This window comes from Burkholderia sp. HI2761, assembly GCF_002223355.1.
Classification (GTDB): domain Bacteria; phylum Pseudomonadota; class Gammaproteobacteria; order Burkholderiales; family Burkholderiaceae; genus Burkholderia.
This window is the reverse complement of the sequence record NZ_NKFN01000007.1, coordinates 1681679-1698575: the sequence shown is the minus strand read 5'-3', so window position 1 is coordinate 1698575 and position 16897 is coordinate 1681679. Positions and strand designations below refer to the sequence as shown.

Annotated in this window: 15 protein-coding genes; 7 read left to right on the top strand and 8 right to left on the bottom strand. The window is 67.5% G+C overall.

Translation table 11 applies throughout. The features are described 5' to 3' along the window. Positions 1-103 precede the first annotated feature (103 nt). The 3 genes from CFB46_RS25275 to CFB46_RS25265 are packed head-to-tail and all read right to left on the bottom strand — an operon-like array spanning position 104 to position 4043. Positions 104-1531, bottom strand: coding sequence for a c-type cytochrome (locus CFB46_RS25275; RefSeq protein ID WP_089501656.1), 1428 nt, complete (start codon positions 1529-1531; stop codon positions 104-106). Further along, positions 1528-3306, bottom strand: a complete 1779-nt coding sequence (locus tag CFB46_RS25270) for a GMC family oxidoreductase (RefSeq protein WP_027782882.1) — start codon at positions 3304-3306, stop codon at positions 1528-1530. Before CFB46_RS25270 ends, CFB46_RS25275 begins: the two co-directional genes overlap by 4 nt. Next, a complete protein-coding gene (locus tag CFB46_RS25265) occupies positions 3306-4043 on the bottom strand; it encodes a gluconate 2-dehydrogenase subunit 3 family protein (protein ID WP_089501655.1) in 738 nt (245 codons plus the stop codon). The genes CFB46_RS25270 and CFB46_RS25265 overlap by 1 nt, the downstream gene beginning before the upstream one ends. A gap of 398 nt (positions 4044-4441) precedes the next feature. Between CFB46_RS25265 and CFB46_RS25255 the strand changes: the two genes are divergently transcribed. After that, the gene (locus tag CFB46_RS25255; protein WP_089501654.1) at positions 4442-4705 is read left to right on the top strand and encodes an RNA 2'-phosphotransferase; all 264 of its coding nucleotides are present in this window, start codon (positions 4442-4444) and stop codon (positions 4703-4705) included. Positions 4706-4724: 19 nt separating this feature from the next. On the opposite strand, the gene CFB46_RS25250 is transcribed toward CFB46_RS25255, so the two are convergent. Next, on the bottom strand, positions 4725-5141 hold the full coding sequence (locus tag CFB46_RS25250) for a DUF3995 domain-containing protein (RefSeq protein ID WP_089502349.1): 417 nt from the start codon (positions 5139-5141) through the stop codon (positions 4725-4727). Between the two features lie 316 nt (positions 5142-5457). Here CFB46_RS25250 and ald point away from each other — a divergent pair, with 316 nt between their 5' ends. Continuing rightward, positions 5458-6573, top strand: coding sequence for an alanine dehydrogenase (gene ald / locus CFB46_RS25245; protein WP_027782878.1), 1116 nt, complete (start codon positions 5458-5460; stop codon positions 6571-6573). A 48-nt stretch (positions 6574-6621) separates the two neighbouring features. Here the strand turns inward: ald and polX are convergent, their stop codons facing one another. From polX to CFB46_RS25225, 4 genes are all read right to left on the bottom strand, one after another. Continuing rightward, positions 6622-8397, bottom strand: coding sequence for a DNA polymerase/3'-5' exonuclease PolX (gene polX / locus CFB46_RS25240; RefSeq protein ID WP_089501653.1), 1776 nt, complete (start codon positions 8395-8397; stop codon positions 6622-6624). Between the two features lie 149 nt (positions 8398-8546). Further along, on the bottom strand, positions 8547-8939 hold the full coding sequence (locus CFB46_RS25235; RefSeq protein WP_089501652.1) for a TraR/DksA family transcriptional regulator: 393 nt from the start codon (positions 8937-8939) through the stop codon (positions 8547-8549). 385 nt (positions 8940-9324) lie between these two features. After that, complete coding sequence (locus CFB46_RS25230; protein ID WP_227789639.1) at positions 9325-10710, bottom strand: undecaprenyl-phosphate glucose phosphotransferase; 1386 nt, start codon at positions 10708-10710, stop codon at positions 9325-9327. A gap of 32 nt (positions 10711-10742) precedes the next feature. After that, complete coding sequence (locus CFB46_RS25225) at positions 10743-11525, bottom strand: Crp/Fnr family transcriptional regulator (RefSeq protein ID WP_027782874.1); 783 nt, start codon at positions 11523-11525, stop codon at positions 10743-10745. 920 nt (positions 11526-12445) lie between these two features. Between CFB46_RS25225 and CFB46_RS25220 the strand changes: the two genes are divergently transcribed. From CFB46_RS25220 to CFB46_RS25200, 5 genes are all read left to right on the top strand, one after another. Continuing rightward, the gene (locus CFB46_RS25220; RefSeq protein ID WP_089501651.1) at positions 12446-13228 is read left to right on the top strand and encodes a Crp/Fnr family transcriptional regulator; all 783 of its coding nucleotides are present in this window, start codon (positions 12446-12448) and stop codon (positions 13226-13228) included. A gap of 181 nt (positions 13229-13409) precedes the next feature. After that, the gene (locus CFB46_RS25215) at positions 13410-13661 is read left to right on the top strand and encodes an acyl carrier protein (protein WP_179235113.1); all 252 of its coding nucleotides are present in this window, start codon (positions 13410-13412) and stop codon (positions 13659-13661) included. After that, entirely contained in the window at positions 13658-14854 is a 1197-nt protein-coding gene (locus CFB46_RS25210; RefSeq protein ID WP_089501649.1) for an acyl-CoA dehydrogenase family protein, read from the top strand. Before CFB46_RS25215 ends, CFB46_RS25210 begins: the two co-directional genes overlap by 4 nt. Further along, on the top strand, positions 14851-15825 hold the full coding sequence (locus tag CFB46_RS25205; RefSeq protein WP_089501648.1) for an amino acid--[acyl-carrier-protein] ligase: 975 nt from the start codon (positions 14851-14853) through the stop codon (positions 15823-15825). Before CFB46_RS25210 ends, CFB46_RS25205 begins: the two co-directional genes overlap by 4 nt. Continuing rightward, a complete protein-coding gene (locus tag CFB46_RS25200) occupies positions 15822-16877 on the top strand; it encodes a DUF1839 family protein (RefSeq protein WP_089502346.1) in 1056 nt (351 codons plus the stop codon). The genes CFB46_RS25205 and CFB46_RS25200 overlap by 4 nt, the downstream gene beginning before the upstream one ends. Positions 16878-16897: the final 20 nt, after the last annotated feature.

The window sequence follows — 16897 nt, the reverse complement described above, 5'->3', positions numbered from 1 at the left end:
AATTTCACGCGGCGGCGCGTATTGGCGGGGTGCAACCCCGGCGAAGGGGAAAGACATCGCCGCCCGTCGGCGCTGACCGGGCGGCAAGTGGGTCGATGCCCCGTCAGCGCGACGCTTGCGGGAACCGCGCGCCCGGCGGCGGCTCGGGCCGCGTCGACGGCACGCTCTTGCGCACCTTCGCGACCTGCGCGGCGGTCACCGGCGCGCCCGTGTTGCCCCAGCTCGTGCGCACGAAGTTCGACACGTCCGCGACTTCCTGGTCCGACAGGCGCCAGCCGAACGGCGGCATCGTGAAGGTCGACGGCGCGGTACGCGTCCCTTGCAGCGCGCTGCCTTCCAGCACGACGTGGATCAGCGAGGTCGGATCGTCGCCCTGCACGACCGGGTTGCCGGCGAGCGCCGGGAACACGCGCGTGTAGCCGTGACCGTCGCTGCGATGGCAGGCCATGCAGTTGTCGCGATAGACGGCCGCGCCCGGCTTGCCCGCGTCGCCGCTCTGCAGCGCCTTCGCGGCGGCCGCGTCGTACACGTGCGGCTGCTCGCCCTGCACGCGCGGCGGCAACGTCTTCAGATAGCGCGCGATCGCGTTCAGGTCGTCGTCGGTCATGTGCTGCATGCTGTGGCCGACCACGTCCGTCATCCCCCCGAACGCGGCCGTGCGCAGCGTGCGGCCGGTCTTCAGGAACTGCACGATCTCGGTTTCGTTCCACGTGCCGAGGCCCGTGCGCGGCTCGCCGCGCAGGCTCGTCGGCACCCAGCCGTCGATCGCCGCGCCGCCGGCCAGGAAGTCGGGGCCGTCCGCATCGGTCAGCCCGCGCTCCTGCATCGTCGGCGCGCGCGGCGTATGACACGCGCCGCAGTGGCCGAGCCCCTGCACCAGATACGCGCCGCGCGCGACCACCGGGTCCGTGTACGGTGCCGCGTCGAACGGCTTCGGCGACGGCGCGAACATCTTGCGCCAGATGCCGAGCGGCCAGCGCATCGACAGCGGCCACACGATGTCGACCGCGCGGTTCTCGTGCTCGACGGGCGCGACGCCGTGCATGAAGTACGCGTACAGCGCCTTCATGTCGTCGTCGGTCAGCCGCGCATACGACGGGAACGGCATCGCCGGATACATCGTGTCGCCGTTCTTGCGCACGCCTTCGCGTACCGCGCGGGTGAAGTCCTCGTAGGTCCAGCCGCCGAGGCCCGTCTTCGGGTCCGGCGTGATGTTCGTCGAGTAGATGCCGCCGATCGGCGTGTCGAACTTCAGCCCGCCCGCGAACGGCTTGCCGCCGCTCGCGGTGTGGCAGGCGATGCAGTCGCCTGCGCGGGCAAGGTATTCGCCGCGCTTGACGAGGGCCGCGTCGGCGGACTGGGCGGCCGGTGCGGCCGCCGGGCCCGAAGCCGCGGCCGGCGCGGACGCCGGCTGCGCGAACGCGGCGCCGCCCGCGAGACCGAATGCCGCCCATGCCGTGCCGATCGCCAGCGCGCGCCGCAGCGGGGACGCGCGGCGCGCGGCGTTGTGGTGGTTCATCGTCCTCTTCATGCGGTCACCAGCGGGGCGGGATTCTTCAGATACTGCTCGCGGATCGCGCGTGCCGACCAGTAGGCCAGCGCCGCGATGATCCCGGTGGGGTTGTAGCCGATGCCCTGCGGCAGCGCGGACGCGCCCATCACGAACACGTTGTGCACGTCCCAGCACTGCAGATAGCGGTTCAGCACGCTCGTCTTCGGGTCGGTGCCCATGATCGCGCCGCCGACGAGGTGGGTCGTCTGGTACTGGCGCGAGTCGAAGTGCTTGCCGAACTCGCGCGTCGACACGCCGATCGCCTTCGGCCCCATCGCCTCCGCGATCTTCTTCATCTGCCCGGTCACGTACCGCGCCATCTTGATGTCGTTGTCCTTCCAGTCAAACGTCATCCGCAACAGCGGCTGGCCGTACGAATCGCGATAGGTCGGATCGAGATCGAGATACACGTCGCGGTACGACATGTTGGTGCCGTGCGCATCCATCGAGATCGTGTGCGCGTAGTTGTCCTTGACCGCCTTCTTCCACGCCGAGCCCCACTGCGGCGTGCCGGGCGGCGTCGCGATGCCGCTGATCGGCTTCACGCCGGCCTGGTTCACCCACAGCGGCGAGCCGCCGACGAAACCGAGCGGGCCGTGATCGAAGTTGTCCGCGTTGAAGTCGTCCACCGCGACGCCGTTGCCGCCCGCGCCGATGAACGGATTCGTATAGGTGTCCTTGTCGAAGAACGCCTTGATCGTCGACAGGTTCTGGTACGCGAAATTGCGGCCCACGACGCCTTCGCCCGACACCGGGTCGTACGGCTTGCCGATGCCCGACAGCAGCAGCAGATGCACGTTGTGATACTGGAACGCGGCCACGATCACGAGATCGGCCGGCTGGTGCACTTCACGCCCGGCCGGATCGACGTAGGTCACGCCGGTCGCGCGCTTCTTCGTGTCGTCGAGGTCGACGCGCAGCACGTGGCACTTCGAGCGCAACTCGAAGTTCGGCGCCTGCTTCAGTGCCGGCAGGATGTTCAGGTTCGGCGACGCCTTCGAGTACATGTAGCACGCGTAGCCGCTGCAGTAGCCGCAGAAGTTGCACGGGCCCATCTGCACGCCGTACGGGTTCGTGTACGGCCCCGACGTGTTCGCCGACGGCAGCCGGTACGGATGCAGGCCGAGCGAGTGCGCCGCATCGAAGAAGCGCTGCGCCGAATAGGTATTGAGCTGCGCGGGCAGCGGGAAGTTGTCGCTGCGGTTCGCCTCGAACACGTTGCCGTCGCCGACCACCTTGCCGCCGACCTTGTACGCCTGCCCCGACGTGCCGAACACCTTCTCGGCGAAATCGAAATGCGGCTCGAGCTCGTCGTACGTGACGCCCGTATCCTGGATCGTCATCCCCTCGGGGATGAACTTCTTGCCGTAGCGCTCTTCATAGTGGCTGCGCAGGCGCAGTTCTTCCGGCGTGATCCGGAAGTGCACGCCCGACCAGTGCAGCCCCGCGCCGCCGACGCCTTCGCCCGGCAGGAACGCGGCGAGCTGCCGGTACGGCAGCGCGGTGTCCTGCAGGCCGTGGCGGATCGACACGGTCGTCTTCGACAGGTCGAGGAACAGCTTCTTGCGGATGTTGTAGGTCAGCTCGTCGATCGTGTTCGGGTACGCGCCGTCCGGATAGGTGTCACGATATTCGCCGCGCTCGAGCGCGACGACGTTCAGGCCCGCTTCGGTCAGTTCCTTCGCGAGAATCGCGCCGGTCCAGCCGAAGCCGACGATCACCGCATCGACATGCGGCTTCTTATCCGTGGCCATTAGCTGCGCTCCCCGTTGATCGAGACGGGGCCGTACGGATAGGGCTTGCCGCTCTGGTTGACGAAATCCATGAAGTCCGCGCGCGCGCCCGGGAAACCGATCATCTTCCACGCGGCCATGTCGCGATTGCCGCCATGCACCGGATCGCAGAAGTAGCCTTCGCGCGTGTTCTGCAGCAACTGGCCGAGGAACACGCCGGGCGGGACGTCGTCGATCTGCGCGCCGCCCTTCTCCAGCGCGCCGAGCACCGTGTCGCGCGTCGGCGCGTCGAGATCCGCGAACGCCTTGCCGTGCGCCTTTTCGCAATAGCGGTTGACGGCCGCGATGCCGAGCCGGTAGATGTCGCGCGGCACCAGCTTCAACTGGTAGCCGAGCTCGGGCACGCCCTGCTGGAACGGCCCCTGCATATACCACGTCGCACCGTGCGCATACGGCGTCTCCATCTGGCGATCGATGAATTCGGGCACGCCCGCTTCGAGTGCGCCGGGGCCTTCGGCGTCGGCCGGAATCAGCCGGTCGACGGCGGCCTGGACGAATGCCCATTCCTTCGCATCGAAAAAGGTCGGCTTGTACGGCGCGCGTTCGGCGCTGGCCGACGCAGTGGACGCGTTGCCGGCCGTCGTCGCGGACGACGACGAGCGCAGGTCGCAGCCGGCGACCGACGCGATCGGCACGAGCGCGACCGAGGTGCGCAGGAAACGGCGACGCGAATTGGGTTTGTCAGGTGGCGTGGACATGGTCGGATGTTGATCGTTGGGGATCGGGTTCGGACGCGCGCATTCCGCATGCCGCGTGTCCGGCGGGCAGCCGTGCCGCAGTCGGCCGGTCGCCCTGTTCTTTCGTGTGTTGCGCACAACCTCGATGCAGGCGTCCGGCGGCGATCCGCGGTGGCCCGTCATTGCAGCCGCACGTCGCCCCGGTACCGGCGGCGCCGCGAGGATCGACCTCTTCGCGGGCCCTATCGTCGGACAAATACCGGCATCGGCCTGCATCTGCCCGCCATCGCCCATGGCCCTCGTTCAACTTAGACGGCGCGTATGCCGACGGCAAGCGCAACGTGCACGACCCTCTTTTCGGGCCCGGCGACGAATGCGGCGAATTATATATGGAACCGGTTCCAGTGCCAGGGGGTTCAATGCAATTCAGTGCATCGAAATTAGCAACAATGGGAAATCCGCAAGGCGGAATGTGCAAGGATGGCGAGGGGGCGGATGCCTGCGCCGGTCTGGCGGACGATCGAGCCGTCGGCGCGCGCTACGGCATGCCCGCGATCGTCGAAGTCGATGCGCAGCGCATGCACCGGGAGGGCCACACGTTCTTCGTCGCCGAAAACGGCATCTGGCTGACCGCTGCCGTGCCGGCCGAATACCTTACGCCGATCGAACCGCACGCGAGTTGAATCGCGCGCCGCTCAACCGTCACCACGGCCAGAGCATCGATCCGATCGACAACGCAAGCGCCGCGCACAGCGGCGAGTAATACAGCGTATCCATCCGCGCGAAACGCGACCCGCGAATCCGCTTGAAGAAGCCGACGTAGCGGAAATCGCCGACGGCCCGCACCGCGAAGATCAATGCGAGCGCAACGACCGCGAACGCGATCGTGCCGGGATACGCGTTGCGCCCCAGCCAGCCGGCACGCGCGGCGACCACGCCTGCGCCGCCCAGCAATGCCGCCGCGACGGCGAGCGTGCCGACGGCAGTGGGCCGCAACAGCGATACGCCGTCATGCTCCGGAATGGCCGCGCGCTTGCCCAGCCGCCCGCCGAACGCCCAGTAGACGTGCACCAGCGCGATGGCGCCAAGCGTCGGCACGCTGAAATACGCACCGGTCATGTCGATCAATGTCCTCGTCTCGTCGTGTCGTTGTTTTGCCGAAAGCATCTCGGCGCGCGGCCCCGGCCCCGGCACGCGGCACGCGGCACGCGGCACGCATGACGATACCGAAACCCGGCCGCGTGCGCATTGCGACGTCCGGTCGCAACCAGTAGCTGCGCATGCTGCGTTGCAGTGCGCATGCGTCGTCGCGCAGCCCGGCCGCTTGACTTCCCTCCGTGCGCTACTACCCTGTTATTCCAGTACTGCGGTCGGCACGCCGTTGCGCAAGCGGCTGCCCGCACGACGACGATAACGAAGGCCATGGAGGCGACTCATGCTGATCGGTGTGCCGAAAGAGATCAAGAACCACGAATACCGCGTCGGCCTCACGCCGGCCGGCGCGCGCGAACTCACGCGGCACGGCCATCGCGTGCTCGTGCAGCGCGGCGCGGGCACGGCGATCGGCCTGCTCGACGACGACTACACGGCCGCGGGCGCGTCGCTCAGCGACGGCGCCGACGAAATCTTCGCGCGCGCCGACATGATCATCAAGGTCAAGGAGCCCCAGCCGGCCGAATGCGCGATGCTGCGGCGCGGCCAGATCCTCTACACGTACCTGCATCTCGCGCCCGATCCCGATCAGGCCGCGGCGCTCGTGAAATCCGGCGCCGTCTGCATCGCGTACGAAACCGTGACGGGCCCCGGCGGCGGCCTGCCGTTGCTCGCCCCGATGAGCGAAGTCGCCGGCCGCATGTCGATCCAGGTCGCGGCGACCCACCTCGAAAGCCCGCGCGGCGGCCGCGGCCTGCTGATGGCCGGCGTGCCCGGCGTGCCGGCCGCGCACGTCGTCGTGCTCGGCGCGGGCGTCGTGGGCACCGGCGCACTGCAGATGGCGGTGGGTCTGGGCGCGCGCGTCACCGTGCTCGATACCAACGTGAACCGGTTGCGCCAGCTCGATCTCGTGTTCGCCAACCGGATCGCGACCGTCTGCTCGAATGCGCATACGGTCGACGAAGCCGTGCGCGATGCCGACGTGGTGATCGGCGCCGTGCTCGTGCCGGGCGCGTCGGCGCCGCGGCTCGTCACGCGCGACATGATCGCGACGATGCGCAAGGGGGCAGTCGTCGTCGACGTCGCGATCGACCAGGGCGGATGCTTCGAGACCTCGCATGCGACCACGCACGCGGCGCCGACCTTCGTCGTCGACGGCGTGGTCCACTACTGCGTCGCGAACATGCCCGGCGCGGTCGCGCGCACGTCGACCTTTGCGCTGAACAATGCAACGCTCGGCCATGCGCTCGCGCTCGCCGACAAGGGCTGGAAGCAGGCGATGCTCGACGATCCGCATCTGCGCGCGGGCTTGAACGTGTGCGACGGCCACATCACGTACGAAGCCGTCGCGCTGGCGCTCGGCCTGCCCTACGTCCCGGCGACCGGCATGCTCGCATGACCATGCCGGCAGCATGAGTCGAACGCATCGCGGCCGCCCGCGTTGCGTTCACGTGCCCTTCGACCGGCTCCGCTTCGCGCCGCCAACCGCGCTGCCCGCACCGCCCATCGTGCGCGCCAGCAGCGGCCGCAGTTGCGCGAGCGTGCGCGTGTTCAGCACGTCCTGCCGCGTCAGCCAGCCGCGCCGCGCCTGATCGATGCCGAACGAGAGGTTGTCGAGTTCGTCCGCACTGCATGCATCCGAACCGATCGCGACCGGCACGCCGGCCTTCGCGGCCTCGCGGCACCAGACGTCCGGCAGGTCGAATCGCCGCGGCTGCGCATCGAGTTCGACGAAGCAGCCGCGCGCGGCGGCCCCCGCCAGCACGCGCGGCACATCGAGTTCGCACGCGTCGCGCTCGCCGAGCACGCGGCCCGTCGGGTGCGCGAGAATCGTGAAATGCGGATGGTCCATCGCGCGCAGCATGCGATCGGTCTGCGCGCCGCGCGGCAGGCCGAAACCGTCGCGTACCGCGCCCACCACGAGATCGAGCCGGCCGAGCATCGCGTCGGGCACATCGAGGCTGCCATCCTCGCGAATGCCGGCTTCCACGCCCTTGAGCAACACGAAATCGTCGAACGTCGCGTTGACGCGATCGATCTCGTCGAGCTGGCGCGCGAGCCAGTCGAAGCCGTCGCGATCGCCATCGGGCGGCGCACGGTCGGTGACGGCCAGGTACGCGAGCCCGCGTGCACGCGCGGCGTCGGCCATCGCGCGCAGGCCATCGCGGCCGGCGGATGCATCGGTATGCGCGTGCAGGTCGCCATGCAGATGCTTGCGCTCGACCAGCGCCGGCAGCGTGCCGGCACGCGACGCATCGATCTCGCCGCGAGCCTCGCGCAACTCGGGCGGTACCTCGTGCAGCCCGATGGCCGCATAGACCGATGCCTCCGTCGCGCCGGCAATCCGCTCGTCGCCGCGAAACACGCCGTATTCGTTAATCTTCAGGCCGCCGGCCTGCGCGATCCTGCGCAGCGCGATGTTGTGCGCCTTCGATCCCGTGAAGTAGACGAGCGCCGCGCCGAACGCATCGGCATCGACGACGCGCAGGTCGACCTGCAACCCGCTGGCAAACGTCACGCTCGAGCGGGTCTTGCCGTGCGCGAGCACGCGCGCGACGTCGCCGTAGCCGACGAACGCTTCGGCGACGGCGGCCGGGTCGCGTGCGGTAACGAGGATGTCGAGATCGCTAACCGTCTCGCGGCGGCGGCGGAAGCTGCCGGCCGACACGGCCTTGCCGACGCCGGCCACCGCACGCAGGCGTTCGAGCAACGGCATCAGCGCATGCGCGGCGTCGGGCAGCAGAAAGCGTAGCGGCTCGCGCTGCAGGCGATCGTCGATCGCTTCGAGCAGATGCGCTTCGGTTTTCGCGCCGAAGCCCGGCAGCTCGCGCACATGCCCGCTCTTCGCTTCGGCGCGCAACTGTTCGAGCGAATCGACGTGCAGCGCGTCATGCAGCGCCTTCACGCGTTTCGCACCGAGCCCTGGCACATCGAGCAGTTCGACGATCGCGCCCGGCAGCGCATGACGCAAGGTCTGCTGCAGCTCGCAGGTGCCGGTCGCGGCGATCTCGCGCAGCTTCGCCGCGAGATCGGCCCCGATCGACGGAATCTTCCCGAGATCGTCGCCGTTCGCGATCATCGTCGGGATATCGCGGCCGTAGTCGGCGACCGTCCGCGCGGCGTTGCGGTACGCACGCACGCGAAACGGGTTGGCGCCCTGGATCTCGAGCATGTCGGCGATCTCGGCGAACACGGCCGCGCACTCGGCATTGTGGATCGGCATGATCGGCGTGGCTCCCTTCCACATGGATGGCGCCGCACGCGTGCGCGACGGCGTCTGCCCGCCCGGCGCCGCATGTCGACGCCGCCGGGCGCCCGTTGGTCATCCTACGCCGGCCGCGCGTCGCGTGCAGCGCGGTTGAAGCCGCGACGTCAGAGCGACGCGCGCGGCGTCGTCGCATAGCGTCGCTCGTAGAGCGACTGGCAATGCGTGCAACGTTCGGCGGTCGGGCGCGCCAGCAGGCGCTCGTAGCCGACCGAGCCATCGCAGTCGATGCATTCGCCGTAACTGCCGTCGCGCATCCGCTGCTGGGCGCGGCCGACCGCGCGCAGCTCGGTCAGCTTCATGCCGATCAATGCATGATCGACGTCGACGAACAGATCCGCGTTCGCCTCGTCGCCCTCGTCCGGCGCCGCGCCGGCAAGGTCCGCATAGGATTCCGACGCGCGCTGGTCTTCGCTCGTACGGATCTCCGCACGCAGCGCCTGCGCGCTCTCGTTCAGCCGCTGCTTCAGCGTCTGTCGTTGTTGTGGGTCGAGCGACATGGCCGTCTCTCCTGTTCCGGGTTCCGCGCGAAAAAAGAGCGGCGCGCGGTATCGCGCCGGTGCGCGGCACGCAGGCATGACTGCGCCGCCGCATCCGGATGGGCGGCCGGACGTGCGAAACACCGGACGCATTCGACGCAGGATAAACCCATTGAACACGCGTGTGTTGACCGGAATCAGCGTGCCCGTCATGCGGCGGCAGCGGTGCGGAAACTGGGGACGGACGCGCAATGCCGACCTGCGTCGCGCGCCGCGAAGCCCGCCGGCGCAACCGCAGCGCAGCAATTTTCCAGGCGGCCGCAGCGCTTCTTTCCGTGCTCGCGAACCGGCATCGCGCCATCGCCAAGATCGATCGCACGATCGCTGCCTGGATAATTCGCGATCCTCAGAATGCATTGCGCCCGATGAAGCCGCGCACCACCGTCATCAGGATGATCTTGATGTCGAACCAGAAGCTCCAGTTCTGCATGTAGAACAGATCGAACTTCACGCGGGCCTCCATCGCCTCGACCTTGCGCGTCTCGCCGCGATAGCCGTTCACCTGGGCCCATCCGGTGATGCCGGGCCGCACGCGGTAGCGGTACATGTAGCAGTCGATCAGTTGCCGATACAGGTCGTCGTGTTCGATCGCGTGCGGACGCGGGCCGACCACCGACATCTGCCCGAACAGCACGTTGAAGAACTGCGGCAGCTCGTCGAGCGACGTGCGCCGCAGGAACGCGCCGACGCGCGTGATGCGCGAATCGTTGCGCGACGCCTGCCGGACGACGCCCGGCTGTGCACGATGCACGCGCATCGTCCGAAACTTCAGGATATCGAACTCGCGGCCGTCGACGCCCTTGCGGCGCTGCCTGAACAACACGGGCCCCGGCGACGACAGCTTGACCGCGATCGCCAGCATCGTCAGCAGCGGCAGCAACGGAATCAGCACGCCGAACGCGAACAGCCGGTCGAACGCGAATTTTGCCCACAGCTCCGGCGCGGAGCGCGGCGTGGTCGCGAGATTGATCGCCGGCATGCCGAGCACGTCGGTCGCGGAGCGATCGACGATCGCCATCTGCCGCACGTCGGGCAACAGCCGCAACTCGACGAACTCGTCGCGCAACTCGCGCACGATGCGCTGGATCCGCCACTCGTGCGACATCGGCAGCGTGAGCCAGACCTCGTCGATGTCGCCGCCGCGAATCAGGTCGCGCAACACGTTCCAGTCGTCGATCATCGGTACGCCGCCGATGCCACCCGCGGCGGCCTGTGCATCGTCGTCGAATACGCACGCGGCCACGAACGGGCCGTTCGGCGCGAGCTGCATCCGCTCGATCGCCACGCGCCCGTAAGCCGTTGCGCCGACGACGGCGACGCGGCGCTGCCGCGCACGCGGGTCGCCGCGCGTCAGCGCGAGCGCCAGCAGCGCCGCACGGCCGAGCAGCACCGCCGCGTCGCCGGCCAGCACCGTGCGCACGATCCAGCGGGTCGTCACCGTGCCGCCGCGATTCATGATCCACATCGCGCCGGCCACCGTCAGCACGCTCGCGCACACCACCGCCACCAGCGTGTGCGCCAGCACGTGCGCGCCGCCCTGCACCGCCACGCCGCCGCGCACGGTGCGCAGGCAGCGCGGCAGCAACGCCACCGTCAGCACGCCCAGCAGCGCGATCGAACCGCGCTGCGCATCGGACAGCTCATGCCATCCGAGACCCGACGCCGCCTGAGCGACGAGCGTCCCGGCCAGCACGAGCAGCACATCGGCCGCCGCGATCGCGGCACGCCGCATTGCATTCGTTCCACCCGGCATCGACTGCATCGTCACGCACCGGGTGCGGAGAATCTGCGGTGCGCCTCCAGCATGCGCGGGCGAACCGCCGCCGGCCTCGCATTCCCGCGCGTGCCGAGCAACCGGCGATAGTCGGCGCAAATCAGGTCGTGGCATTCGCACGCCTGATGTTCGAGGCCGTGCCGGTCGAGCACCGTGATGCGGCCGCGGCGTTGCCGGATCAGCCCGGCTTCCTGCAGGTTCCCGGCTGCTTCCGTCACACCCTCGCGCCGCACGCCGAGCATGTTCGCGATCGTCTGCTGCGTGACGGCCAGCTCGTCGCCGTCGATCCGGTCGTGCGCGAGCAGCAGCCAGCGACTGAGCTGCTCGCTGACCGAGTGATGCCGGTTGCACAGCGCGCTGCGCGAGATCTGCGCCATCGTCGCCTGGCACGTGTTGAGCAGCAGCCGGTAGGTCTGCGCCGACCGCTCGAATTCGGCGCGCATCACGCAACTCGGCACGCGATAGGCCATTCCGCCGATACGCACCTCGACCCGGCTCGACGCGGCGAGACCGCCGACCAGCGTCCCCAGCCCGACCACCCCCTCGCGGCCGACCATCGCCACCTCGACCATCGCACCGTCCTCCATCAGGTGCTGCACCGACATCATCGCCGTCGTCGGAAAATGCAGATGGCGCATCGGCTCGCCGACCCGGTCGAGCATCCCGGCCTTGATCCTGACCAGTTCGAGATGCGGTGCGATGGCGCGGACGCTGTCCTCCGGGAGGGCAGCAAGGATGGCGTTCGCCGAATAGCTCGAGTGAAGATGAAGCATGTCTGTATCCCTTTTATCGTCCGCGCCGGCTGCGGCAGCCGGCATGGAACTCGTTATCTCGGTGCGCGTCCGGACATTGACAGCGGTTGCGGCCCACAACCCTGAATCCGACTGATCATCGGCTTGTCATCGCCGAATTGAGTCGACTGCCCCGTTTCGACACGCCAGCCCGAATAAGCGATTTACGTGCCAATACCCGTCCGTCCTTAATATATGAATCACATCCGATTTAGAGCCCCCGAATAACCGTCCCCAAATCCCAAAAAATGTCTCATTTCCGGACACTCCTCCGCGCGGCGGACACAGCGAGCATTCGACTGATCAATTCCCGTGCATCGGGGCGCGACGACTGCATTGCGGCCGCGACGCTTATCGTTCAATTACTTACAGCCGATTTTCAATTGTTTCCGTGATGTGCAGCGCAGCATTTCCCGCCGTCGCCGCACCTCACACGCTCGTTTCAAACTGTCTCAAATTTGAATCGGTACACTAATTCGAGGTTCTGTCAGGCATCGCACATATCACCTGCAAACCATTGATCCGAATAGAAAATCAGGCGCACCCTCTTTATTTGTCAAATAATGTTCAATGCCTTCTCGCCACTTTCTCTGTACGATTCGCCACGTTGATCGATTGATTCCCGGTCGACATAGAATGACGAGCAACCTCACGATTCTATTTCCGGATGATTAATTCCAGGAAAATGAATCATTAAATCGACATGACGTTTGCATTCAATCTCAACCGTCAAATTTTGTGAAATGACAGAATGCGGAATGGTTCGAATTCAATTGCGTGCTAGCCTTTTTCGCGAGTATCGTCATTCCGTTTTTGATCAACGAAAGTCCGCACGATCGTGCGAAATCCCGTTCCGGGATTCGCGGAGACGACGCGCGACCGCCAACCTGCGAGGATGCGCCGTGACTCACCAGGCCGCCGACGCCGTCGCGTATGCGAACGGCGTGATCGAGCTTTCCCACAGCTTCGACGCCAACCGGTTTCTCGCGGCCATCGACCGCGATGAACTCGCCACGCTGACACCCCATCTGCAACTCGTTCACCTGAAATCCGGGCAGGTGCTCTGCGAACCCGGCGAAATGCTCGCCGCGGTCTACCTGCCGGTCACGACCGCGATTTCGCTGCAGTACGTGTCGTCGGGGGGCATGACGCTGGAAGTCGCGGAGATCGGCAGCGAAAGCGTGGTCTGCGACGACGTGATCGGCGGCAGCGGCCGGATGCCCTGCCGGGCGGTCGCGTGCCGCGACGGTTTCGTCTACCGGCTCGACCGGCGCATCTTCGCGGCCGCGTTCGATGCGTCGCCGGTGATCCGCCACCTCGTGTTCGTCTGCGTGCGGCTGCTGATGGCCCAGGTCTCGCAGATCACGTTCTGCAGCCGTCATCACGTGCTCAAACATCAGTTATGCAGATGGTTCCTGCTCGCGTTCGACCGTACGCGCAGCATCGAGATCCAGGTGACGCACAGCATGCTCGCGCAAATGCTCGGCGTGCGGCGCGAAACGGTCACGGACGCCGCCGGCGAAATCCAGAAACTCGGCCTGATCCGGCAATACCGTAGTTCGATCGAGCTCGCGGACCTCGACGGCCTCGAAAAAATGTCGTGCGGCTGCCGCGCGATCGTGCGCGACGAGATGAAGCGCATCCTGTCGGCCGACTCGGGCGTGCCGGCCGCGTCGCGCGCGTGACCGGCGCACCGGACCGGGACGGCGCTTCGACGCCGTCCGCGTGCCGGGTCAGCTGTTTGTAGGGTGGCGAACAGAACGCCGTGTCTGCCAATGGTCTACTGATGCCGGACTGCCGGGGGGAATGTCAGCGCTTATCGCGCGTCTGCCCGAGCGGACGACACCACGCACGCCGGAGCAGCACGTGAAAAACGAAATCAGAACCATCCTGAAGCACGTCGCCCACCTCGAAGCCGCGATCGATTTGATCGGCGATGGGGACGACCTCTACGAAGCGGGCCTCTCCTCGCTCGATACGATCCAGTTGATGCTCGCGATCGAAAAGCAGTTCAATATCGAGATTCCCGACGAGATGCTGAACCGCAACCTGTTCCGCAGCATCGACGCACTCGCGGGCACCATCGCCACGCTGCAACGCACCGAGCACTCCGCATGAGCACGCTGCTTCCCGAACTCGCGTCCGACGCCGATTCGCATCGGCTCGACGAGGCCGCGCATGCCGTCGCACAGATCGCCGCCCAGCATGCCGATGCGGTCGATCGCGACGCGCGCTGCCCCGTCGAGGCGATCGAGGCGATGCGCGCGCGCCGGCTGCTCGGCGCGATGGTGCCGACCCATCTCGGCGGCGCGGGCGCGTCGCTGGAAGACATCGCGTCGGCCTGCTCGATCCTCGGCCAGGCGTGCGCATCGTCGGCAATGGTGTTCGCGATGCACCAGATCCAGGTCGCCTGTATCGTCGACCACGCCGCCGACCAGGGCTGGCACAAGCTGTTCCTGCAGCAGCTCGTGCGTCACCAGTGGCTGCTCGCGTCGGCCACGTCGGAAGACGGCGTCGGCGGCAACCTGCGCGCGAGCCAGTGCGCGCTCGAAATCGACGCCAGCGGGTTCCGGTTGCACAAATCCGCGCCGACGATCTCGTACGGCGACTACGCGGACGGCATTCTCGCCACCGCGCGACGCGATGCGGACGCGCCGGCCTCCGAGCAGGTGCTCGTCACGCTGCTGCGCGACGGCTATACGCTCACGCGCCGCGGCGAATGGGACACGCTCGGCATGCGCGGCACGTGCAGCAACGGCTTCGTGCTCGACGCGCAAGGCGCCGCCGTGCAATGCCTGCCGGTGCCGTTCGCGAAGATCGCCGAGGAAACGATGGTGCCGGTCTCGCACATCCTGTGGGCCGCGGTGTGGATCGGCGTGGCCGGCGACGCGTTCCATCGCGCGCACCAGTTCTTCCGCGCGCAGGCGCGCCAGACCGACGGCGCACCGTCGCCCGCCGCGCGACGCATCGCCGAATCGCTCGCGCTGATGCAGGCGATGCAGGCCCGCGTCGACAACGTGCTGCGCCTCCACGCGAACGCGTCGGCCCGCTCGTGGTCGGCCGGTATGGTCTGGGCCGCCGAGATCAATACGCTGAAGACCTACGTGTCGGCGACCGCGCTCGAAGTCGCGCACCAGGCGATGATGATCTGCGGGATGGCCGGCTACAAGCAAGGCACGCCGTTCAGCATCGGCCGCCACATTCGCGATCTGCACGCGGCGCCGCTGATGATCAGCAACGACCGCATTGCCGCCAATACTGCGAGCCTGTTGCTCGCGCTGCGTCCCGCGACGCTGGAGAAACATACGTGAACGATCGCCTCGCCGTGCCCTCCACCGCCACCGTTCCCGCCGATGCACCGCTCGACCGTGCGGGCGTCAATCCGCTGCGCGACGCGCTGATCGATGCGGGCCTGCTCGTTTCGACCGGCATCCAGGGCCTGTTCGGCCGCAGCGAACGATTCGAGCGCGTGGTGGAAGCGCTCGACGCGCTCATCACGCGCATCGGCGCCGACCAGCAGGCCGAAGTGCTGCGCTTCCCGCCGGCGATGAGCCGCACCGAGTTCGAGCGCAGCGAATACATGAAGAGCTTCCCGCAACTGGCGGGCAGCGTGCACGCCTTCTGCGGCGACGAAGGCCAGCACCAGCGCGTGCTGCAATGCCTCGATCAGGGCGAAGACTGGACCGAAAACCAGAAGCCGACCTACGTCGTGATGACGCCGGCCGCGTGCTACCCGGTTTATCCCGTCGTCGCACGCGCGGGCGCGCTGCCCGCCGACGGCCGGATCGTCGACGTGTTCTCGTACTGCTTTCGTCACGAGCCGTCGCTCGATCCGACCCGCATGCAGTTGTTCCGGATGCGCGAGTACGTGCGAATCGGCACGCCCGAGCAGATCGTCTCGTTCCGCGAGACGTGGATCGAACGCGGCACGCGGATGATCGAGGCGCTGCGCCTGCCGAATGCGATCGATCTCGCGAACGACCCGTTCTTCGGGCGCGGCGGCAAGATCGTCGCGAACAGCCAGCGCGAGCAGAACCTGAAGTTCGAGCTGCTGATTCCGATCGAACACGACGGCCGACAGACGGCCTGCCTGAGCTTCAACTACCACATGGACCATTTCGGGCTGCTGTGGGACATCCGCACCGCGACGGGCGACGTCGCGCACACGGGCTGCGTCGGCTTCGGCCTCGAGCGGCTCACGCTCGCGCTGTTCCGCCATCACGGCTTCGACATCGACGCATGGCCGCAAGCGGTCCGCGACGTGCTGTGGGGCACGCCATGAGGTTCGTTTCGCGCGACGGCGAAGACGCGTCGTTCGAGGGCGTGCGCCACCGCGCGCGCCACTACCGGCCGCACCCGCTGCACAGTCAGGAGATGGTCTGGAAACAGACCAACTGCTATGTCGACATGTGGCTCGAGGTGCTCCGGTGGTGGGGCCTCAATCCGTATGCGGCGCTGCCGTTTACGATCGCGCTCGATTTCGAGGGCGACCAGTTCACGTTCTTCAAGTTTCCGCACGACGAGCTCGAGCGGCTCTACGGGATCGTCGTGCAGGAACATTCGATCTACGAGCCGCTCGACCAGCACATCGAGACGCAGGTCGCACGCGGCCACCTGATGATCGTCGAGGTCGACGCGTGGTTCCTGCCCGATACGCGCGGCGACAGCTACCGCACGCAGCACACGAAGACGGCCATCGGCATCGATGCGATCGACCGCGCGAAACACCAGATCGGCTACTTCCACAACAGCGGCTATTACGTCGCCGAGGATTTCGACTACAACGGGCTCGTCGGCGCCAGTTCGCCGATGACGCTGCCGCCCTACGTCGAATGCGCGAAGCGACGCTTTGCGCCGCTCGCCGAACGCGCGCTGTGCGAAGCCTCGCTCGCCGCGTTGCAGCGCCACCTGCGGCGCCTCCCGGTCGTCGATCCGATCGCGGCGTTCCGCCGGCAGTTGCAGACCGACGCACCCATTCTCGCGGAGGCGCCGCTCGAACGCTTCCGTGCGTACTCGTTCAATTCGGTGCGGCAGCTCGGCGCGAATTTCGAACTGTTCGGCCACTATGCACGCTGGCTGCAGGCGAGCGGGTGCATCGGGCCGTTCGCCGAAATCCGCGCCGCGTGCGATCGCATCGCGTCCGAAGCGATGGTGCTCGAATTCCGGCTCGCGCGCGCGTGCGCACGCGGCAGGGAAGAACGCGGCGATTCGACGCTCGACGCGATCGAGGCCGCGTACGCCGACCTCGTCGCGTGCGCGCGGCAGATCGGGGCGCCGCTGCGGCACGTGACGCCCGTGCGCGCCGGCACGGTGCCCGTGTCGGCCATGCGGTGACGCGCGCGCGCGCCCTGCCC